General features: G+C 46.9%; 18 protein-coding genes and 5 tRNA genes. 4 read left to right on the forward strand and 19 right to left on the reverse strand.

Annotated features, from left to right (window positions below; genetic code table 11):
• Nucleotides 1–604 precede the first annotated feature (604 nt).
• Both HMPREF9442_RS16250 and HMPREF9442_RS10140 read left to right on the forward strand, forming a co-directional pair.
• Entirely contained in the window at nt 605–1135 is a 531-nt protein-coding gene (locus HMPREF9442_RS16250; RefSeq protein ID WP_147639908.1) for a CDC27 family protein, read from the forward strand.
• A gap of 133 nt (nt 1136–1268) precedes the next feature.
• Complete coding sequence (locus tag HMPREF9442_RS10140) at nt 1269–1589, forward strand: hypothetical protein (RefSeq protein WP_008628192.1); 321 nt, start codon at nt 1269–1271, stop codon at nt 1587–1589.
• Between the two features lie 153 nt (nt 1590–1742).
• Here HMPREF9442_RS10140 and HMPREF9442_RS10145 read toward each other — a convergent pair whose 3' ends face one another.
• The 19 genes from HMPREF9442_RS10145 to HMPREF9442_RS10235 all read right to left on the reverse strand — a co-directional run bounded on the left by HMPREF9442_RS10145 (nt 1743) and on the right by HMPREF9442_RS10235 (nt 20163).
• Nucleotides 1743–4367 carry a hypothetical protein gene (locus tag HMPREF9442_RS10145; protein WP_147639909.1) on the reverse strand — a complete coding sequence of 875 codons (2625 nt, stop codon included), beginning with the start codon at nt 4365–4367 and terminating at the stop codon, nt 1743–1745.
• A gap of 219 nt (nt 4368–4586) precedes the next feature.
• A complete protein-coding gene (rpoC, locus tag HMPREF9442_RS10150) occupies nt 4587–8864 on the reverse strand; it encodes a DNA-directed RNA polymerase subunit beta' (protein ID WP_008628197.1) in 4278 nt (1425 codons plus the stop codon).
• 29 nt (nt 8865–8893) lie between these two features.
• Complete coding sequence (gene rpoB / locus HMPREF9442_RS10155; protein ID WP_008623168.1) at nt 8894–12709, reverse strand: DNA-directed RNA polymerase subunit beta; 3816 nt, start codon at nt 12707–12709, stop codon at nt 8894–8896.
• 107 nt (nt 12710–12816) lie between these two features.
• Nucleotides 12817–13194, reverse strand: a complete 378-nt coding sequence (gene rplL, locus HMPREF9442_RS10160; RefSeq protein ID WP_008623169.1) for a 50S ribosomal protein L7/L12 — start codon at nt 13192–13194, stop codon at nt 12817–12819.
• Nucleotides 13195–13232: 38 nt separating this feature from the next.
• A complete protein-coding gene (rplJ, locus tag HMPREF9442_RS10165; protein WP_008628198.1) occupies nt 13233–13751 on the reverse strand; it encodes a 50S ribosomal protein L10 in 519 nt (172 codons plus the stop codon).
• A gap of 14 nt (nt 13752–13765) precedes the next feature.
• Complete coding sequence (gene rplA, locus HMPREF9442_RS10170) at nt 13766–14464, reverse strand: 50S ribosomal protein L1 (protein ID WP_008628199.1); 699 nt, start codon at nt 14462–14464, stop codon at nt 13766–13768.
• A gap of 21 nt (nt 14465–14485) precedes the next feature.
• Complete coding sequence (rplK, locus tag HMPREF9442_RS10175) at nt 14486–14923, reverse strand: 50S ribosomal protein L11 (protein ID WP_008628200.1); 438 nt, start codon at nt 14921–14923, stop codon at nt 14486–14488.
• A gap of 55 nt (nt 14924–14978) precedes the next feature.
• Nucleotides 14979–15524 (reverse strand): transcription termination/antitermination protein NusG, encoded by a 546-nt coding sequence (gene nusG / locus HMPREF9442_RS10180; RefSeq protein ID WP_008628201.1) that lies wholly within the window; start codon nt 15522–15524, stop codon nt 14979–14981.
• Nucleotides 15525–15532: 8 nt separating this feature from the next.
• Nucleotides 15533–15724, reverse strand: coding sequence for a preprotein translocase subunit SecE (gene secE / locus HMPREF9442_RS10185; protein WP_008623176.1), 192 nt, complete (start codon nt 15722–15724; stop codon nt 15533–15535).
• Between the two features lie 15 nt (nt 15725–15739).
• Nucleotides 15740–15812, reverse strand: a tRNA-Trp gene (locus tag HMPREF9442_RS10190).
• 41 nt (nt 15813–15853) lie between these two features.
• Nucleotides 15854–17035, reverse strand: coding sequence for an elongation factor Tu (gene tuf / locus HMPREF9442_RS10195; protein WP_008628203.1), 1182 nt, complete (start codon nt 17033–17035; stop codon nt 15854–15856).
• A 47-nt stretch (nt 17036–17082) separates the two neighbouring features.
• A tRNA-Thr gene (locus HMPREF9442_RS10200) sits at nt 17083–17154 on the reverse strand.
• Between the two features lie 10 nt (nt 17155–17164).
• A tRNA-Gly gene (locus HMPREF9442_RS10205) sits at nt 17165–17237 on the reverse strand.
• Between the two features lie 40 nt (nt 17238–17277).
• Nucleotides 17278–17360, reverse strand: a tRNA-Tyr gene (locus HMPREF9442_RS10210).
• 21 nt (nt 17361–17381) lie between these two features.
• A tRNA-Thr gene (locus HMPREF9442_RS10215) sits at nt 17382–17455 on the reverse strand.
• Between the two features lie 89 nt (nt 17456–17544).
• A complete protein-coding gene (hpf, locus tag HMPREF9442_RS10220; RefSeq protein WP_008628206.1) occupies nt 17545–17844 on the reverse strand; it encodes a ribosome hibernation-promoting factor, HPF/YfiA family in 300 nt (99 codons plus the stop codon).
• A gap of 12 nt (nt 17845–17856) precedes the next feature.
• On the reverse strand, nt 17857–18738 hold the full coding sequence (locus HMPREF9442_RS10225) for a tyrosine recombinase XerC (RefSeq protein ID WP_008628207.1): 882 nt from the start codon (nt 18736–18738) through the stop codon (nt 17857–17859).
• 66 nt (nt 18739–18804) lie between these two features.
• Nucleotides 18805–18996, reverse strand: a complete 192-nt coding sequence (rpsU, locus tag HMPREF9442_RS10230; protein WP_008628208.1) for a 30S ribosomal protein S21 — start codon at nt 18994–18996, stop codon at nt 18805–18807.
• Nucleotides 18997–19170: 174 nt separating this feature from the next.
• Nucleotides 19171–20163: a malate dehydrogenase gene (locus HMPREF9442_RS10235; protein WP_008628210.1), complete on the reverse strand. Its 993-nt coding sequence runs from the start codon at nt 20161–20163 to the stop codon at nt 19171–19173.
• Nucleotides 20164–20293: 130 nt separating this feature from the next.
• On the opposite strand from HMPREF9442_RS10235, the gene HMPREF9442_RS10240 reads away from it, so the two are divergent.
• On the forward strand, nt 20294–22126 hold the full coding sequence (locus HMPREF9442_RS10240) for an aminopeptidase P family protein (protein WP_008628211.1): 1833 nt from the start codon (nt 20294–20296) through the stop codon (nt 22124–22126).
• A gap of 3 nt (nt 22127–22129) precedes the next feature.
• Entirely contained in the window at nt 22130–22714 is a 585-nt protein-coding gene (locus HMPREF9442_RS10245; RefSeq protein WP_040602944.1) for a gamma carbonic anhydrase family protein, read from the forward strand.
• The last annotated feature ends 17 nt before the right edge of the window (nt 22715–22731 follow it).

Below are 22731 nucleotides of genomic sequence, written 5' to 3' on the forward strand. Positions count from 1 at the left end.
AAAAGTCTTAAAAAAAACAAGTTTTATTATATTCACCATTTTACTAGCCGCTACAGCCATATACTTTTCTTCAAGGGCATCTTTTATTATTTTGATAACTTTAATTCTATATAAAATAAGAATCAGGTTTCCAATACTTCTAATTATCACCATAATATGCACTATATGCCTAGCCTTTACGCTAAAAACAGATTCTAGTCTTGGCAGAATACTTATTTGGAGAAGCTCTTTTAATATATTCACTGACAACCCTGGTCTTGGAATTGGGGTTGGAAAATTTCCTAATATCTATATGGATTATCAGCAAATGTTTTTAAACTCAATAAAAGTTTCCGACAAAATGAGCTTTTTAGCAGGAAATACCTCCTATGCATATAATGACTTCTTAGAGTTCCTATGTAAATTCGGATTGCTCCCATCCTTCATAGTTTTATTCACGGCTCTTATTACTTATAAAAAAGTATATATTGATTCAAATAGTTATTTTATGATATTTCTATTTTTTATTTCTTCTTGCATTAGTTATTTTGCCCAAATCTTATACTGCCAACTGCTCATAATAACTTTCATCTCTACAATACGACATAATTGTATAAACCTAAGTATGATAAAAAGGAAATATATTTTCAATGGTATTTTCATAATGATACTAACAGCTAGCACCTTTCTATTCTTTGCTAAACATAATGAATACAAAACGTTCATATACAAGGAAAAGGAATCATATTCTTCCATCCCGATTTTACATGACAATCCACAATACCTAATCAGGCGTGCTACTTATCTTTTTGCAAATAAAGAACACAATAATGTTATAAAAACTCTCGATACATTCTCGTATTATATCAAGAGTGACGAATCAGAATTGCTATATGCAAAAGCATTAATACCATTAAGACAATATCAAGAAGCAGAAGAACATCTTAAAAAATCCATTAAAATGTACCCCTCCAAATTTAAGGCCAGATACGAATTAATGATATTATATAAAAACCACTTAAAAAATCATGAAAAAGGTTTGGCCGTAGCACGGGAAATCGTAAAACTGCCAGAAAAAATTCCCACAGGTTTATCACTCTATATAAAAAGATACGCAAAAAATTATATCAATGAGTCGGAAAACGGCTTTATATAACTAATCATAAGAAATCGAACGTCTTATAACAAAACGAAAGCAAAAAGTCAATTCCATCATATCTTAAGTAAGTAAGAAAGAAACTATATGACAAACGTAAAAAGTCCAACAGCAACCAACCAAAAAGATTTTTATGAATAAATATCCAAAAAAACGCCAAACAAATGGATATTTCGCGCATATATGCAAATCAATCACAGCCAAACGAAAAATCATTCGGCTGAAAGCGAAAAATCGTTCGGCGCAGAATGAGGAAAAGCAGTGCGGGAAAAAGCCCAAAAACGTCCCCAAAGCAGGAAAAGAAGCCCTGAAAATGGTCCGAAAAGAGCCAGAACGGACGTTTCGGCATACATTTGGCAACTATCAAAAAGCTCCAGGAAACGCTATCGCGCTTTACCGGAACGGCACGCCATGCGCCCCACCTGACCGAGCTTCCGGCAAAAAGGCAGCCTAAGCCCTCATTCCCTTACAAACAGGAAACCGCAAAACCGATGAGAATCGTCTATTTTCCTCCACGCCCCCACTCGTCCCCAAATGAACGATTCTCAAAGGGGAGAAACTTACTTTTTGACATTCTGCCGTTTCCCTCCCTTGATGGTTCCTCCCCTCATTCATTGAAAATGCTCCGCCCGTCCGGTGTGACACCCTCAGCGGATATCCGGATTTCACGGCAAGACGAATTGTTGTAAAACTCGATAATAGCCTCGCCATTCTCGTCCATCCGCACGTCCGGGTTCCAATACAGCGTACGGCGGAAGTCCTCCGCCGGGGGCATCAGGGAATAATCCGGCATCTCGAACGTGGAAGGCACGTTGTAACCTTGGAAGTATGTGCGGCGAACGCCTTTCTCCATCCTACGACGAGGAGAGAAATGCGTGTAGACGAATACGGTAACCACATCCTCTGCATAAGGGGGATAATGGTAAGCTACCGACGCATTGGGATTCTCCGTAATATACACGGACTTCGCTTCATCCAAGAAAAAAGGGAACAAAGCTATGGTCTCTTTCGTTCGTTCGCTTATAGGAACCTCTATAGCCATCTCCCCTCCTCCTTTTGCATATTCGTTATCCAAGATCCACACGATTGGACGCCCCTTGTAACGTCCCCATTCCACATGTTCCTTCCCAAAGGTAGGACTTTTCTCCACATCCCCTGCCTCCACTGCGGCTTCTTCAAGCGGATTTGAATCCATTTCACCGAATGCCCCTGTATAAAACGGAGTATGGCTTAAATCCACAAACTCACTCCGCTCCATGAACCAATCACAAAACAACGGGATTTCTTTCCCTTCATCCAAATACCGTTCCGTTTCCTCATCGCAGTCATAATACACGTCGGCCCAATACTGCCCGCGCTTCTCCGTAGCCCAGGCCGCACGGGCACCGTCCGTGAAACGGCGCTTGGCCTTCACGTCCACCTCGGGAAGCTTGTGAAGCCGTTCCGAAAGGGAAAGAAGGGGCAACGTGTCGAACTCCATCGTGTCCGGCAGTAAGGGCAAGTCCGACGGAAGGACCGGAAGGGCACGGCACTCATAAGGGGACAAGCGGCGGGCCGGAGGACCGAAACGACGGTCAACCGTCAAGAGGTAACGGCTCTTAAGCTTCTTCACACCGGCCTTGAGCTGAAGGTTCCACTCCCCCCATACGTCCGGAAGCGAAAAGGCATAACGACCCGCGCTATCTGTCAACATCTCACCGTCCGTGTAACTTCCACCGGAATACACGTAGACTTTAATCGGAATGCTATCCACCGGCAAGGACTTCTTAACCGAACGCAAATGTCCCGTGATATACAACATGTCTTCCACCGGACGCCACTCCCCCGGACTGCGCGGGCGATACCCGGACAGTTCTTCCCAGTCGTAACGCCGCCAACCCTGGACCAGCATCAACAGGTCAGACGCACGGCGGTGCACCGAATCGTCCGACTCGAAATAATAACCCACATTGTCGATGTAACCCTTCACTTCGGAAGACAGCAGCAGCCATGACTTCACCGAAGGGCCGCGCCCGTTGAACACCGTGCCGCCGTCCATCGCAGAAAAGGAGAAGACAGAGCCGGGGACGGAACGCAGGCGGAGGCGGACCTTGCCGCAGGGCGTGAGGCGGGACGTCTCTGACATGATGCCGATCGTGTCGGAGGCCGAAGGCTTCGGAAAAAGGAAAAACAAGCGCTCGCACAGGATGCGGCCGCTGCCGTCGAACACCGTCAGCTGGTTCACGCCCTCGGGGAGGCTGTCCCGAAGGTACGACTTATGGTAACCCGAGCCCACACGGAACGTGTCGCAAGTCCATACACGGCCGTAGTTCATCAGCATGTAGCCCAACAGGCGGTCGCGGTACGACGCCGTGCCACGGACGCTGAAGCGCAAAGAATCGTCAAAACAAGGGGGGAGCTCCAACACGCAACCCTCTGAGGATGGCGCCGGCAAGGGAAATTCCTTAATACGGCCACGGGTGTCACGCAGGCGGAAACGGAGCCCGTCGCAGGATGACGGGACTGTGAACACGCCACGACCCGTGCTGTCCGAGGAGCCACGGCACACCACACGCCCCGAGCCGTCTAGCAGCTCACCCTCGGCCTGCACATGACGCCCACTGCCGTCGGATACCTGAAAGGCCACGCGGCTGCGCAAGCCCGACACCAGACGGCCGCCCTCCGGATAAAAGGACACGTTCAGGCGCGAACGCTGCAACGTGTCCGCCTCACGGAAATCAGGCAAGCGGCGGCGGTAACTGCGCTCGTCCATCACCGGTTCATAAGCTCCCGGGGTGGGAGGGGTGCGGAACACCGGGAACACGCGGGAGAAACACGCCGCGCCCCCCCAGTTCGACATGTAACGGGTGAAGGCGCGGACCTCATAGAAGCCCGCGCCGTAAAGGGAATCCAACGATAGGTCACCGTGCGCATGGCCCCGCCCGTCTATCTTCAGCTTCCGCCGCTGTACCACGTCGCCACTCGGGTTCAGCAGCTCGACGTAGAGCACGCGGCTACGGACGCCGGGACAGTGCCCGTCTGCACGGACCACATAGGCCGTGAACCACATCTTCTCGCCCATGAAGTAACCCGTGTTGTCGAAATGGAGGTAGACCTTCTCCTGGACCATACGACGTGTCGCGGACACCACACGGGTCATGCATCCTAAAAGGCTGTCCAATGCAGACGGAGCGCATACCGTTTGGGCCAAGGTTTGGCAACACCACCCGAAAAGGAAAGATAATGTAATCAAGGATTTCAAGTTATCCCATTTTCTAATAAGTCCTATCATAAAAAAGCCTCACAAGAATTATACATATTTATTTCACTATAAAGGTGGATAAAATAAACCGACCAAACAATAGGAATATATAAAATGTAACACCAAACAAACGATTCGTTACACTACAAAAAAAACCGCCCCGGAATATATCCGGAAGCGGTCTTGTCAACACTCCTTTACAAGATTTATCTACTTGTCAAAATCAAGTATGGACTTACGATTGGCCATCAGGCGATCGTATTCCTCCTGACAACCTACGACAATCTTACCGAACTCACGAAGCCCCGTACCCGCCGGTATCAGATGACCGCAAATCACGTTCTCCTTCATACCTTCGAGTTTATCGGTCTTTCCATTGATGGCCGCGTCATTCAGCACCTTCGTCGTTTCCTGGAAGGAAGCTGCCGACATGAAGCTCGAAGTCTGCAGTGCCGCACGGGTAATACCTTGCAGAATCTGGATTGAAGTGGCCGGCATGGCGTCACGTACCTGCACTAACTTCAAATCCTTACGTTTCAACGTAGAATTCTCGTCACGCAACTTACGGGCCGTCACAATCATACCTTTCTGCATCGTTTCCGAGTCACCGGCATCCACCACGACTTTCTTGCCCCAAATGCGGTCGTTCTCTTCTGCGAAATCGAGTTTGTCCACAATCTGCTGTTCCAAGAACCGCGTGTCGCCCGGTTCGTCAATCTGCACTTTGCGCATCATCTGGCGGACAATCACCTCAAAGTGCTTATCGTTAATCTTCACACCCTGCAGACGGTACACGTCCTGTATCTCGTTCACGATATACTCCTGCACCGCCGTTGGACCTTTAATGGCCAAAATGTCGGCAGGCGTAGTGGCACCGTCAGACAACGGAGTACCAGCACGTACATAGTCGTTCTCTTGTACCAGAATCTGTTTGGACAACGGCACGAGATACTTCTTCACTTCACCCAACTTGGAAGTGACGATAATCTCACGGTTACCGCGTTTCAGTTTACCCATCGTGATTTCACCGTCGATTTCCGAAACCACTGCGGGATTGGACGGATTACGCGCTTCGAACAACTCCGTCACACGCGGAAGACCTCCCGTGATGTCGCCGGCTTTACCTACGGCACGCGGAATCTTCACCAATACGTCTCCGGCTTTGACAATCTGATTGTCCTCAATAGCCAAGTGTCCGCCGATGGGGAAGTTATACGTACGAATCAGCTCTCCGTTCTCGTCCAAGATATGAGCCGAGGGAACCTTCGTCCTGTCTTTTGACTCTATGATAATCATCTCGCGCAGACCCGTCGTCTCGTCGGCTTCCACACGATAAGTCACACCTTCTATCACGTCTTCAAACTGAATCTTACCCGGAGTTTCCGTCACGATAACCGCGTTAAACGGATCCCACTTGGCTATCAGCTTGCCTTTCTCTACTTTATCTCCTTCGTTCACATACAAAGTAGAACCGTAAGGCACATTTTGCGTGAAGAGGACAATATCGGTATTCACGTCGACGAAGCGGACCTCGGCCAAACGTCCTACCACCATCTTGGCTGCATTTCCGGTCTCATCGGTAATGTCTACCGTACGCAACTCTTCAAACTCTACCTTCGAATCGTACTTCGCGACGATAGACGCATTGGCTGCCGCATTCGAAGCCACACCACCGGCATGGAACGTACGCAACGTCAACTGTGTACCCGGCTCACCGATGGACTGGGCGGCAATCACACCGACCGCCTCGCCTTTCTGTACCATCCGGCTCGTAGCCAAGTTGCGGCCATAGCACTTCATGCAGACTCCCTTACGGCTCTCGCAAGTCAATACGGAACGGATTTCCACGCTCTCAATCGGAGAGTCTTCGATTTCCTGTGCCTTGTCTTCCGTGATTTCCTCCCCGGCGGAAACAATCAACTTACCCGTCGTAGGATTGATAATATCATGCACGGACACACGTCCGAGGATACGTTCGTAAAGTGAAGAAATGACTTCATCGCCGTTCTTCAAAGCCGTACATACCAGACCGCGCAACGTACCGCAATCCTCTTCCGTGATAATCACATCGTGGGATACGTCCACAAGACGACGCGTCAAGTAACCGGCATCGGCTGTCTTCAAGGCCGTATCGGCCAGACCCTTACGGGCACCGTGGGGAGAAATGAAGTACTCCAACACACTCATGCCTTCCTTGAAGTTGGAAAGAATCGGGTTTTCGATAATCTGGGCGCCTTCGGCTCCGGCTTTCTGGGGCTTGGCCATCAAACCACGCATACCGGAAAGCTGGCTGATCTGTCCGGCAGAACCACGGGCTCCGGAATCCAACATCATATATACGGCATTGAAACCCTGATCGGCTTCTTTCATGGTCTTCATCAAGACCTTGGAAAGGTCGTTATTGACGTGTGTCCAAGTATCGATGACCTGGTTATAACGTTCGTTGTCCGTAATGAAACCCATACCATAATCATTGGCAATACGTTCCACTTCTTCGTTTCCGCGACGAACCAGTTCCTCTTTTTCTTCCGGAATGATAATATCCCCCAAGTTGAAAGACAAACCGCCCACGTATGCCATGCGATAACCCAGATTCTTGATACCGTCCAGGAATTCGCAGGCACGAGCCACACCTACCGTCTTGATCACGTCGGTAATGATGCCGCGCAAGGTCTTTTTGGAAATGATGTCATTGAAATATCCGACTTCTTCCGGTATAATCTCGTTGACAATCACACGACCTACAGACGTTTCCACCATCTTCTTTTCCAACTCGCCATTCGCATTCAGGTCTTTTACCACAACTTTAATAGGCGCATGAATGTCCACACGCTTCTCATTGTAAGCAATGATAGCCTCTTCGGGACCATAGAATGTCAAACCTTCGCCCTTAGAACCGGGACGGAGCTTGGTAATATAGTAGAGGCCCAACACCATATCCTGAGAAGGCACCGTAATCGGCGCACCGTTTGCCGGATTCAGAATATTGTGAGACTGCAACATCAGAATCTGCGCTTCCAGAATCGCTTCGTTGCTCAAAGGCAAATGCACGGCCATCTGGTCACCGTCGAAATCGGCATTGAACGCCGTACATGCCAACGGGTGCAACTGGATAGCCTTACCTTCTATCATCTTGGGTTGGAAAGCCTGGATACCCAAGCGGTGCAATGTCGGGGCACGGTTCAACAACACTGGATGACCTTTCATTACGTATTCCAAAATATCCCAAATCACGGGTTCCTTGCGGTCTACAATCTTCTTGGCAGACTTCACGGTCTTCACGATACCGCGTTCTATGAGCTTACGGATGATGAACGGCTTATAAAGTTCTGCGGCCATCAATTTAGGCAGACCGCATTCTCCCATCTTCAACTCCGGTCCTACAACGATTACCGAACGGGCTGAATAGTCCACACGCTTACCCAACAGGTTCTGACGGAAACGGCCTTGCTTACCTTTCAACGAATCGGAAAGGGACTTCAAAGGACGGTTGGCATCCGTCTTTACCGCACTGGATTTGCGGGAGTTGTCGAACAAGCTGTCCACGGCCTCTTGCAACATACGTTTCTCATTACGCAAAATCACCTCGGGAGCTTTGATTTCAATCAGTCGCTTCAGACGGTTGTTACGGATAATGACACGGCGATACAAGTCGTTCAAGTCGGAAGTGGCGAAACGGCCGCCATCCAACGGAACCAACGGACGCAGTTCGGGCGGAATCACCGGAAGGATTTTCATAATCATCCATTCGGGCTTATTGCGTCCCCGACTGGCACGGAATGACTCAACCACCTGCAATCGCTTCAGAGCTTCGGTCTTACGCTGCTGGGCCGTATCGGCATTGGCACTGTCACGCAATTCGTATGACAATTTATCCAAATCCAAACGGATTAAAAGGTCATAAATGGCCTCTGCTCCCATCTTGGCTATGAACTTATTAGGATCCGAATCATCCAAATACTGGTTCTCTTTGGGAAGTTTCTCCAAATAATCCAAATATTCATCTTCGGTCAGCAAATCGTTTGCTGCGATTCCTTCTTCGGCCAACACACCCGGTTGGATGACAATATAACGTTCGTAGTAAATGACTGCATCCAACTTCTTTGTCGGTATTCCCAACAAATAACCGATTTTGTTAGGTAACGAACGAAAATACCATATATGAGCTACAGGTACCACCAACGCAATGTGTCCTGAACGTTCGCGACGTACCTTCTTTTCTGTTACTTCCACGCCACAACGGTCGCAAACAATACCTTTATAACGAATCCGTTTGTACTTTCCGCAATGGCATTCATAATCCTTCGTCGGACCGAAAATACGCTCGCAGAACAAACCGTCACGTTCGGGTTTATAGGTACGATAGTTAATGGTTTCGGGTTTCAAAACCTCACCATACGAATTTTCCAGGATTTCTTCGGGCGAAGCCAATCCGATGGTAATCTTCGTAAAGTTACTCTTTATTTTAGATTCTTTTCTAAAAGCCATATTCTGTTATTAATAAAAGAGTTCAACTGTTATTCAAGCGTAATGCTCAACCCCAAGCCTCTCAACTCGTGGAGCAACACATTCAGTGATTCCGGGATACCCGGAGTCGGCATCGGCTCGCCCTTGACAATCGCTTCGTATGCTTTCGAACGGCCTACCACATCGTCCGACTTGATAGTCAAGATTTCCTGTAGCACATGAGATGCACCGAACGCCTCGATGGCCCAGACTTCCATTTCTCCGAAACGCTGACCACCGAACTGTGCCTTACCACCGAGCGGCTGTTGGGTAATCAATGAATACGGACCGATGGAACGGGCGTGCATCTTGTCTTCTACCATGTGGCCTAACTTCAACATATAAGCAATACCGACAGTGGCCAACTGGTCGAACTTCTCACCAGTCTCGCCATCATACAACTGCGTAGAGCAATAGCGCGGCAAACCGGCCTTATCCGTCCATTCACACAAGTCATCCAACGTAGCACCATCGAAAATCGGAGTCGCAAACTTCACTCCAAGTTCTTTTCCGGCAGCCCCTAAAACAGTCTCGAAAATCTGACCGATGTTCATACGAGAAGGCACACCCAACGGATTCAAAACGATATCGACCGGCGTTCCGTCGGCCAAGAACGGCATGTCTTCCTGACGTACGATTTTTGATACGATACCCTTGTTTCCGTGACGTCCGGCCATCTTGTCGCCGACACCGATCTTACGTTTCTTGGCGATATAAACCTTAGCCATCTGAATGATACCTGAAGGCAACTCATCGCCAATCGTAATCGCAAACTTCTTACGTTTCAGTTCGGCATCAAGCAACTTGTATTTCTTCAGGAAGTTTATAATCAGTTGAGATATCAATCCGTTCAGATGCTCGTCGTCCGTCCAGCCACTTAACTGTATCGTCGTAAAATCGAGTCCTTCCAAAGCGGAAGCCGCAAACTTACGTCCCGAAGCAATCACATCGCTACCCATATAATCTTTCACGCCTTGTGAAACCTTGTCTTTCGTCAGTTCCAACAATTTGTCTATCAAGATGGCCTTCAGATCTTCAACCTTACTGTTGAATTCCTCATCTATTTTCGGAAGAATCAGTTTGTCCGCAGCCTTGGCAGCACGTGTCTTGATGGCACGGGAGAACAACTTCTTATCTATCACCACACCATTCAATGACGGAGAAGCTTTCAAAGAAGCATCCTTCACATCACCGGCTTTATCACCGAAAATGGCACGCAGCAGCTTCTCTTCGGGCGAAGGATCGCTCTCACCCTTCGGAGTAATCTTACCAATCATAATATCACCCGGCTGAATGCGGGCACCGACGCGGACAATACCATTTTCATCCAAATCTTTAGTAGCTTCTTCGCTTACATTCGGAATGTCGGCCGTCAACTCTTCCACTCCACGTTTCGTTTCACGCACTTCCAACGAGAATTCTTCCACATGGATAGAAGTCAAAATATCTTCGCGTACCACGCGTTCGTTCAGCACAATGGCATCTTCATAGTTATAGCCTTTCCATGGCATGTAAGCCACCAAAAGGTTCTTACCCAACGCCAGTTCTCCTTGTTGGGTAGAATAACCTTCCGTCAAGATGTCTCCGGCTTTTACGCGTTGACCTTTATCGCAGATAGGACGCAGGTCTATCGTCATATTCTGGTTTGTACGACGGAACTTCGGAATACGGTATTCTTTCAACGCTGGCTCGAAACTTACGAACTCTTCTTCTTCCGTACGGTCGTACAAAATACGAATGGTCGTAGCGTCCACATACTCTATCACACCATCACCCTCGGCTGTAATCATCGTACGGGAATCCTCACATACCTGCTTTTCTATACCGGTACCTACAATCGGAGATTCGCTACGCAACAAAGGCACCGCCTGGCGCATCATGTTTGAACCCATCAACGCACGGTGCGCATCGTCATGCTCCAAGAACGGAATCAAAGATGCGGCAATAGAAGCAATCTGCTGCGGAGCCACGTCCATCAGATTCACATCAGAAGGGGGAACAACTGGATAATCGTCATCCTGACGACACTTTACTTTCTTACGGATAAACGTACCGTCATCATTCAACGGCGCATTACCCTGTCCGATAATCTTGCCTTCTTCCTCTTCTGCTGTCAAATATTCAATACCGGTTTCCAATGATAAATCAACCACTCCGTCTTGCACCTTACGGTAGGGGGTTTCGATGAAACCGAGGTCGTTAATCTTGGCATATACACACAAAGAAGAAATCAAACCGATGTTCGGTCCTTCAGGAGATTCGATAGGACACAGGCGGCCATAGTGTGTATAGTGTACGTCACGCACCTCAAAACCGGCACGTTCACGAGACAAACCGCCAGGACCGAGGGCAGACAAACGACGTTTGTGCGTTACCTCTGCCAAAGGGTTGGTCTGGTCCATGAATTGCGAAAGGGCATTGGTCCCGAAGAAAGAATTAATCACGGAAGAAATGGTCTTCGCATTAATCAGGTCCGTCGGAGTAAAGACTTCGTTATCACGTACATTCATACGTTCCCGAATCGTACGACTCATGCGAGCCAAACCAATAGCAAACTGATTGCTTAATTGTTCGCCCACAGTCCTTACACGACGATTGCTCAAATGGTCAATGTCATCCACAAGTGCCTTCGAGTTTATCAACTCTATCAAATACTTGATAATCTCGATAATATCTTCTTTCGTCAATACGCGGACGTCCATATCCGTAGAAAGATTCAGTTTTCTATTGATACGGTATCGTCCCACTTCGCCCAAATCATAACGTTTCTCTGAAAAGAACAAGTTATTGATAACTTCACGTGCACTGGCATCATCTGCGGGGTCGGCATTACGCAACTGACGGTAAATGTATAATACAGCCTCCTTCTCAGAATTACTCGGGTCTTTCTGAAGTGTATTGAAAATGATAGAATAATCAGACGTATTTATCTCTTCCTTATGCAACAACACACTTTGGACACCGCTATCCAAAATGATACAAATATTGTCTTCGTCCAATATAGCCTCACGGTCTAAGATGACTTCATTACGCTCTATTGAAACCACCTCACCGGTATCTTCATCCACGAAATCTTCAATCCAACTCTTCAGTACGCGCGCAGCTAACTTCTTACCTATGTATTTCTTTAAATTGGTTTTCGTCGCTTTGACTTCTTCTGCCAAGTTGAATATCTCCAAAATATCCTTGTCGTCCTCGAAACCTATGGCACGCAACAAAGTCGTAACAGGCAATTTCTTCTTGCGGTCGATATACGCATACATGACATTATTAATGTCTGTAGCAAATTCAATCCATGAACCTTTGAATGGAATGATTCGTGCCGAATACAGTTGCGTCCCATTCGCGTGAATACTTGAACCGAAGAAAACACCTGGAGAACGATGTAACTGAGAAACTACAACTCGTTCAGCACCGTTAATAATAAAAGTTCCATTATCGGTCATATAGGGAATAGGACCTAAGAACACATCCTGAATAACCGTATCAAAGTCTTCGTGGTCCGGATCGGTACAGTACAACTTCAATTTGGCCTTGAGCGGCACACTATAGGTAAGTCCCCGCTCTAAACACTCTTCTATAGTATAGCGCGGCGGATCAATATAATAATCAAGGAACTCCAAAACGAAGTTATTACGCGTATCGGCAATTGGAAAATTCTCTGAGAAGACTTTATACAAGCCGTCGTTTTTACGTTTCTCAGGAGGAGTATCCAACTGCAGGAAGTCCTTAAACGACTTCAATTGCACATCAAGAAAATCCGGATAAGGCATCGGACTCTTAACTGTTGCAAAGTTAACTCTCTGATTTACAAGATTAGAAGACATCTATATTATTATTAGTTGAACTTGTTGATAGTTTTAGACACAAAAAGGTAAAGAACCCTCTACCAGAGGATTCTTTACCGACAAACCTGCTAATACAGGCTTTTTAATTACTTCAACTCGATTTCAGCACCAGCTTCTTCGAGAGTCTTCTTCAAAGCTTCAGCATCAGCTTTCGGCATTCCTTCCTTCAGCACGCTAGGAGCACCGTCAACCATTTCTTTTGCTTCTTTCAAGCCAAGGCCACAAGCTTCTTTCACAGCCTTAACTACCTGCAACTTAGCTGCACCTGCACTCTTCAATACAACATCGAAAGAATCCTTTGCAGCAGCAGCTTCAGCACCGCCAGCAGCAGGACCAGCAGCAACAGCAACAGCTGCAGCAGCAGGTTCAATTCCATACTCATCCTTCAGGATAGTTGCCAATTCATTAACTTCCTTAACTGTCAAATTTACCAATTCTTCAGCAATAGCTTTCAAATCTGCCATTTTTATTCTATTTTTTATTTGTTTGATACTAATTTAAATTATTCGGGTCTTTCACCGAGAGTCTTGAGAACTCCATGAATAGTGTTTCCACCTGATTGAAGAGCAGAAAGTACATTCTTCGCCGGTGATTGCAACAAAGCCACAATCTCGGCAATAACTTCATCCTTACTCTTGATAGCCGTGAGAGCTTCGAGTTGGTCTGCACCCACATAGAAACCTTCTTCAGCATAAGCCGCTTTCAATGCAGGCATTCCATCCTTAGCAAAATCTTTCAACAACTTTGCTGGAGCATTTGCCGTATTTGCAAACAACACAGCAGTCGTGCCCTTTAAGCAATCGTACAAAGGAGTATAATCTGCTTCAGCCGCTTCCAAAGCTTTGTGAAGTAATGTATTCTTCACAACTACCATTTTAATTTCAGACTGAAAACATTTTCTTCTCATCGCACTGGTCGTTGCGGCATTTAACCCCGTCACATCAACCAGATAGAAATGAGCATACTCATTCAAGACTTCGCCAAGTTGGGCTATAATATTACCTTTATCTTCCTTTCTCATGATTCAATTACTTTTTAAATTTCCTCAACAGCCTTCGGGTCAATCTTGATACCGCGGCTCATCGTACTTGAAAGATAAATACTCTTAATATAGGTACCCTTAGCGGCTGCAGGTTTCAACTTATTGATAGTTGAAATAAACTCTTTTGCATTCTGTGCAATTTGCTCAGCAGTAAAAGAAACCTTACCTATAGAAGTGTGTACAATACCAGATTTATCTACTTTAAAGTCTATCTTACCTTGTTTCACTTCTTTTACAGCCTTGGCCACATCCATAGTTACAGTACCACTCTTCGGGTTAGGCATCAATCCGCGAGGACCGAGTACACGACCGAGGGCACCGATTTTTCCCATTATTGAAGGCATAGTGATAATGACATCCACGTCAGTCCAACCGCCCTTTATCTTCTCGATATATTCATCAAGACCTACATAGTCAGCGCCTGCTTCCTTAGCAGCAGCTTCAGCATCTGGAGTACACAAGCAAAGAACCCGCGTAACTTTACCCGTACCATTTGGCAGAGACACAACACCTCTCACCATCTGATTGGCTTTACGGGGATCCACACCTAAACGTACATCAATGTCCACGGAAGCATCAAACTTGGTTGTCGTGATATCCTTAACCAACTGAGAAGCTTCTTTCAAAGAGTATGCTTTCCCTGCTTCAATCTTGTCAGCGACCAACTTCTGGTTTTTTGTCAGTTTACTCATTTTAATTGAAGATTTTAATTATTAACCCGGGAAGTCTCCTTTTACAGTGATACCCATACTTCTTGCTGTTCCTGCAACCAATTTCATCGCAGCTTCTATTGTAAAGCAATTCAAATCAGGCATTTTATCCTGAGCAATCGTACGCACTTGCTCCCAAGAGATTTCAGCAATCTTTTTACGGTTCGGTTCAGCAGAACCACCTTTTAACTTCGCAATCTCCATCAACTGTACTGCTACGGGAGGAGTCTTGACGATAAAGTCATATGACTTATCAGTATAATAGGTGATTACCACCGGGAGCACCTTACCGGCTTTCTCCTGCGTTCTGGCGTTGAATGCTTTACAGAAATCCATGATATTGATACCCTTGGAACCCAAAGCAGGACCTACTGGGGGTGATGGATTTGCAGCGCCTCCTTTAATCTGTAATTTGATTAATCCAGCAACTTCTTTAGCCATTTTTTTGTTATTTATTGAATTTGATATTCAAGAACAATACGCGTAACAAAACGCATCATTCTTTCTCCACTTGCATAAAACCTAATTCCAACGGCGTCTTACGGCCGAAAATCTTAACCATTACTTTCAGCTTCTTCTTTTCGTTATTCACTTCTTCGATTACGGCAGAAAAGCCACTAAAAGGTCCTTCTGTTACCTTAACCGTTTCCCCTTCAGCATAAGGTATCAACACTTCTTCAGGTACATCTTGCATTTCGTCAACAGCACCTAAAAGACGATTAACCTCAGATTGACGCAACGGAGTAGGGTTACTATTAGATTCACCCAAAAAGCCCAATACGTTCGGCGTATTACGCAACAATACAGGTATCTCACCCACTAAAGCCGCCTCTACCAACACATAACCCGGTAAATGATTACGTTCCTTAACGATACGTTTACCATTACGAACCTGAACTACTTTTTCTGTCGGTATCAACACCTGAGAGACGAATTTTCCAAAGTCACCTTTTTTAATTTCGGCATCAATGTACTCCTTCACCTTGCTTTCCTTTCCACTCACGGCACGCATAACGTACCATTTCATTTCAGTATCAGCCATCTCTCTACTTAATTAGGATAAATAACTTCCATTGCGCTCTGGAATACGAAGTCCATAGCAAAAACAACCAGTGCAATGAGTAGGGAAGCAGATAATACTACGACTGCACTGTTAGTAAGTTCTGAACGAGTCGGCCAAGTTGTTTTATGGACAAGCTCATCATAAGATTCCTTACAATATTTAAAGATCTTCTTAAACATACTCTTTATTATTAGCACGGGAGGAGAGGCTCGAACTCCCGACACCCGGTTTTGGAGACCGGTGCTCTACCAACTGAGCTACTCCCGTAAATGGCTCTCTCTTAGGGGAGAGCCTATGATGACCTTAAATTAGTCAAAAACTTCAGTAATCTGACCAGAACCTACCGTACGTCCACCTTCACGGATAGCGAAACGCAAACCTACGTTCAAGGCTACCGGATAAATCAAGTTTACTGTAATTTCCACGTTATCACCCGGCATTACCATTTCTGTACCTTCTGGCAAGTGAATTTCACCTGTACAGTCCATAGTACGCAGATAGAATTGAGGACGGTATTTGTTTCCGAACGGAGTATGGCGTCCACCTTCTTCTTTCTTCAAAACGTAGATAGAAGCCTTGAAACCAGAGTGAGGAGTAATAGACCCCGGATGAGTAATTACCATACCACGCTTGATTTCTGTTTTATCGATACCACGAAGCAACAAACCAACGTTATCACCAGCTTCACCTTCGTCCAACAACTTACGGAACATTTCTACACCGGTAATCACAGACTTCTTGTCTTCGCCCAAACCGAGAATCTGAACTTCATCACCTACTTTCACAACACCAGTCTCGATACGACCAGTTGCTACAGTACCACGACCAGTAATAGAGAATACGTCCTCAACCGGCATCAAGAAAGGCTTTTCAACGTCACGAACAGGCTCCTGGATCCAAGTATCACAAGCGTCCATAAGTTCCATTACCTTATCTTCCCATTCAGGTACACCATTCAATGCACCCAAAGCAGAACCACGGATAATCGGAGTATCTTCTTCGAAGTCATAAGCTGCCAACAGTTCACGCATCTCCATCTCAACGAGTTCCAACATTTCTTCGTCATCAACCATATCGCACTTGTTCAAGAATACGACCAAACGCGGAACGTTTACCTGACGAGCCAACAAGATGTGCTCACGAGTCTGAGGCATCGGACCATCAGTTGCAGCAACCACGATGATTGCACCATCCATCTGCGCAGCACCAGTTACCATGTTCTTTACATAGTCGGCATGTCCCGGGCAGTCAACGTGTGCATAGTGACGGTTTGCAGTTTCATACTCAACGTGTGATGTATTGATAGTAATACCACGCTCTTTTTCTTCGGGAGCGTTATCAATCTGATCAAACGATTTTACTTCTGACAAACCCTTCTTTGCCAATACTGTAGTAATAGCAGCAGTCAAAGTAGTCTTTCCGTGGTCTACGTGACCGATAGTACCAATGTTTACATGAGGTTTGGTACGCTCAAACTTCTCTTTAGCCATAGCTTTTTCCTTTTTATTTAATTAATGAATAATCTAATGCTCATCTGAGCTGTTACCGAGACTTGAACTCGGGACCTCTTCCTTACCAAGGAAGTGCTCTACCGCTGAGCTATAACAGCAAAAAATCAGAGCGGAAAACGGGACTCAAACCCGCGACCCCCAGCTTGGAAGGCTAGTGCTCTATCGACTGAGCTATTTCCGCAGCTTCATTATTTGACCTTTTACAAGTTCCTCAATGAGTGTGGGCAAAGATGGATTCGAACCACCGAAGGCGTAAGCCAGCAGATTTACAGTCTGCCCCATTTGGCCACTCTGGTATTTGCCCTTCTTATAATAGTTTTGCTTGAGCCTCTTGTCGGATTCGAACCAACGACCCCGAGATTACAAATCACGTGCTCTGGCCAACTGAGCTAAAGAGGCGTTTGCAGCCTACATATCTAACGACATGCCTTAAACGGCTGCAAAGTTAAGTCTATTTTTTGAAATCACAAATAAAAATCTCTTTTTTTTTAATGACTTCTTTGTTTTTCCTTATATTTGGATATTTGGCGTACCAACGCATCCAAACAAACATCTACTGCTTCTTCAAATGTGTCGCAAACTTTCTCCGCAAAAAACTCTCCTGTCGAGGCCAAAACCTTGATGGATGCCTCTTTATTCATGGAGGTCTCGGGCTTTACGACCTTTAATGACACCTCTACCTTTCTTATTTCTTCGCTAAATTTTCCGAACTTTGCTACTTTCTTCTCGATAAACTCTTGGAGTTTCTCTGTGGCATCAAAATGAATTGCCTGAATTTTTACTTCCATAGTCTTGTCTTTTTAAGCTCTTGGATGAGCCTGGTTATACATTTCTTTTAACTCCTCAAAAGTTGTGTGCGTGTAAATCTCCGTAGTAGAAATACTCTCATGCCCCAACAACTCTTTTAAAGATTCTAAATCTGCATGATGGTTCAACATCGAGGTTGCAAAAGTATGCCGTAACACGTGCGGACTCCTTTTCTTCTGTGTAGTCACCATTCCTAAATAATGCCGCACAAGATTCCGCACCTTTACATTTGTAAGCCGCTCGCCCTTCTCGTCCACGAACATCGCACCCCCATCTTCCAGACCTAAAGATGATTTCTCATCCAGATATGCCGTGAGTAATGCTTCCAATTCGTCACCGAACGGAACGATTCTCTGTTTATTTCGTTTTCCCGTGACTCTTATCACGCCACCCCACATATCCACGTCCTGATTATTCAGGCTCGTCAACTCAGAAAGGCGAATACCCGTCACATAAAACGTGTTCACTATCAACTTATCTCTTTTGCCTAAGAAATCATTACCGAAAAAATCACCGTCTAAAAGACGGTTCATCTCACTTTCTTTCAAGAACACCGGCAATGGCTTCTTTTTCTTGGGACCTTGTATATTTCGCACAGGATCTACTTTTATCCAATCCCGCCTCAACAAATACCGATAAAACGTACGCAAGGCACTCAATCTACGGTTAACCGTAGTAGCCGTACGGCCTGCCTCCATCATCGAGACCATCCAGTCTCTCACGACATCTCCGTCCATCGTTTCCCAAGACAATGTGGAGTCCACCTTTTTATAATACGATTCAAACGCATTCAAATCGTCGCGGTATTCTTCGACTGTCCTCAACGAATAATTCCGTTCAAGCGTCAAATATTCCAAAAAAGCTTCTGTCCACATACCTCGTTGCTTTTACGACAACGAATATAGGAAATAAAAATGAAAGTTCAAAGAAAAACAGCTAAATTATTCTTCTACACGTTGCATTTTCTGAACGTAAATCGCACGTTCCTTAGCGAGCCTCTTGACCACCGAAGGTTTGTCAAACTGTTGTCTGCGTCTCAATTCCTTCACGACACCAGTCTTTTCAAATTTTCTTTTGAATTTCTTCAGCGCTCTCTCGATGTTCTCGCCTTCTTTTACAGGTACTACAATCATGTTTTTTGTTTTTAATAATAATGTATGAATACTATTTTTGCAAAATGCGGTGCAAAATTAAACAATGTTTTTTGAATCGGCAAAGAAAACACGTTTTTTCTATGACACAAACCTTAAAAAAGGTGCATATCCCATCGAGACATGCACCTTCTAAACCTTATTGACATCAACAGGTTACAGATTCGGATTGATTTTGCTCCACTCTGAAATAGCAGGAACAATATTCAATGTCACGAGTTCGTCGCGCATCTTGCAAAGGTGTGCGTAGCTGGCATCCAATTTGGCAATTTCCTCGGCCGTACCTTCAGGCATCGTATAATGACAACCGTTTGCGTCCAAAGTTGTATTCATAGCCATCATGATATGGTCATACTTGTCAGTCTTTACGTATGTACCGGCCGGCCAACGGAATTTTTCACCGCCCATAGCCGCACGAATCATTTCCACAGAAAGGTAAGAAGGACTCTGGAAAGAAGAACGTCCCCGAAGTTCGATAATCTTAGCTCCACCCTTGGTCACGTCCACTTTCATGGTTTCCCATTCTTCTGCCGTAAACGCATCTGTTCCGATCAAGTCGTTCAAAGGCTTGCCGTCAACCTTCACGGCCGAACCGAACACAGCCATCTGCTCGCCGTGACCGCCGTATGTAGCACAACCCGTCACCTTGCTTTGCAACACGCCGAACTTCTTGGCCAACGCGCTCTGCAAACGAGTTGAATCCAAACCGGCCAAAGTCGTCACCTGTGAAGGCTTCAAGCCTGAATACAGCAATGTCACCAAACCGGTCAAGTCTGCCGGGTTGAAGATGATGACCACATGCTTCACGTCCGGGCAGTAAGTCTTGATGTCCTTGCCGAGCTGTTCTGCGATTTCACAGTTGCCTTTGAGCAAATCCTCGCGGGTCATACCCTGCTTACGAGGAGCACCACCTGAAGAAATGATATACTTGGCATCTTTGAAAGCCTCAGCCACATTGGTCGTAGCCGTGATGTTCACATTGTCGAAACCGCTCTGGCGCATTTCTTCTGCCACGCCTTCGGGAGAGAACACGTCATACAGGCAAAGGTTTGAAGTCAAACCCATCATCAGGGCAGTCTGTGCCATGTTCGAACCGATCATACCGGCTGCACCGACAATCACCAATTTGTCATTCGTCAAAAATTCCATACTCTGTTTTTTATATATGATACAATTAGAAGTTCTTTATTACGCACACAAAATTAAAGAAAAAGGTTCAGACTTACTAATTAAAAAGCGGAATATTTTTTTTCTTAAACAAGAATAATATATTTTTGTAATGCACAAATGGCAAAACTGTATCATGAATAAAAACATCAATAAAAGAGTAGCCGAATTAAGGCTCCATTTAGAGGAAAACGGGTTGGCAGCCTACATTTTCCCTAGCACGGACCCACACCATAGCGAATACCCCCCCGAGTACTGGAAGACACGGGAATGGATTTCCGGCTTCAACGGTTCTGCCGGGACGGCTGTCGTCACATCGGACGATGCCGCACTGTGGACCGACTCCCGCTACTTTATCGCAGCGGAAGAACAACTGAAGGACACTCCGTTCCGCTTGATGAAAGAACGTTTGGAGGGCACACCGTCCGTCACGCAATGGTTGGCGGAGGTTCTTCCACCGGGAAGTGCCGTGGGCATGGACGCATGGACCAACTCCGCAGACGAAATCCGCACCATCAGGGAAGAGCTCACCCATTGCGGACTGCACCTTGAAATAGCAGACCAACCGGCTGACACGCTGTGGAAGAACCGTCCGGCTCTACCCGATTCACCGGTCAGAATACAACCGCCCGCCTTCGCAGGCCGTAGCATAACCGAAAAACTCGCACTCATCCGCGAGGCCATGGCCGGGCGACAAGCCGACGGACTGATTCTGTCCGCCCTTGACGAAATAGCCTGGACGTTGAACCTGCGCGGCACGGACGTGCATTGTACGCCCGTATTCGTAGCTTACACATGGATTACCCCCTCCCGCTGTACCTTATATATAAATAAGGTGAAAGTCACGGAAGAGGTTTCTACTCATCTGGAGGAATGCGGTGTGGAAACACGGAACTATACCGACATCCTGCCCGATTTGTCACGTTTTGACGGCAAGCGGATATGGACAGACTGCCAAACCACAAACTACGCCCTCTGCCGCAGCCTGCCCGAAACATGCTCCGTAGTAGACGCAGCATCCCCCGTGAGCTTGCTCAAAGCCGTAAAACATCCGGCAGAGGTGGAAGGCTACCGCCGCGCCATGCTACGCGACGGCGTGGCCATGGTGAAATTCCTCAAATGGCTCACACCGGCGGTGCAGGCCGGAGGACAAACGGAACTTGGCATCAGCCGTAAACTGGAGGAACTGCGCAGTGAACAGGACTTGTTCTGCGGAAACAGCTTCGACACCATCGCCGGATATGCCGCCCACGGAGCCATCGTGCACTACGAGCCTACTCCGGAAACCGATTTGGAACTTCTACCGCAAGGCCTGTTGCTGCTCGACTCGGGCGCACAATACGAAGACGGCACGACGGACATCACCCGCACCATCGCCCTCGGACCGGTGAACGAGGAGGAACGCCACGACTATACCTTGGTCTTGAAAGGACACATCCGGCTAGCCCGTGCCAAGTTCCCGCAAGGTTGCAGTGGCACGCAACTCGACGCTTGCGCCCGCTATGCCATGTGGCAGGAGGGCATTAATTATCTTCACGGCACGGGGCATGGCGTAGGTTCCTGCCTGTGCGTGCACGAAGGTCCTCATCAAATCCGCATGAACTATATGCCGTCCCCGCTCCTCCCCTACATGACCGTAACCAACGAACCGGGCATCTACAAGGAAGGGCGGCATGGCATACGCATCGAAAACACGCAAATCATCTTGCCCTATCGGGAAACCGAGTTCGGCACATTCCTCCAGTTCGACCCGCTCACCCTCTGTCCCATCGACATGGAACCGATAGACTGGTCCTTGCTCGACACGGAGGAAATCGAATGGCTCAACCGTTACCACAGCCGGGTGTACGACCAACTGGCTCCGTTGCTCGACCACGAGCACCGCACATGGCTTCGCGAGGTGACCTGGCCATACGAACACACAAAAACAACTCATAAATCATAAAATATGGCATTGATTAAGAAACTCAACGACTTGACTCCCAAGTTCGGCAAGCACTGCTACTTCTCCGAAGGGGCAGCCATCATCGGCGACGTCACCATGGGCGACGACTGTACCGTATGGTTTAACGCCGTCCTGCGCGGTGACGTACATTTCATCAAAATCGGCAACCGCGTGAACATCCAAGACGGCTCTTGCCTGCATACGCTTTACGGCAAAGCCCCCATCGTCATCGGTGACGACGTGACCGTAGGACATAATGTCACGCTGCACGGTTGCGAAGTGAAAAGCGGCGCCCTCATCGGTATGGGGTCCACCATTCTGGACCACGCTGTCGTCGGCCACGGTGCCATCGTGGCCGCCGGTGCCTTGGTCCTGAAGAATACGGTCATCGGCGACGGCGAGCTGTGGGGAGGCGTACCGGCCAGATTCATCAAGAAGGTAGACCCCGAACAAGCCAAGGAGCTCAACGTGGGCTATGCACAACACTACGTCATGTACTCCGACTGGTACCGCCGTTCGGATGCCCATCCCGAACACACGCATTACTGCACCACATCGGAAGAGTATGACGAAGCTACCCGACGGTAATACGTCAACATGTGAAA

The organism is Paraprevotella xylaniphila YIT 11841, assembly GCF_000205165.1.
In the GTDB taxonomy this organism is placed as follows: domain Bacteria; phylum Bacteroidota; class Bacteroidia; order Bacteroidales; family Bacteroidaceae; genus Paraprevotella; species Paraprevotella xylaniphila.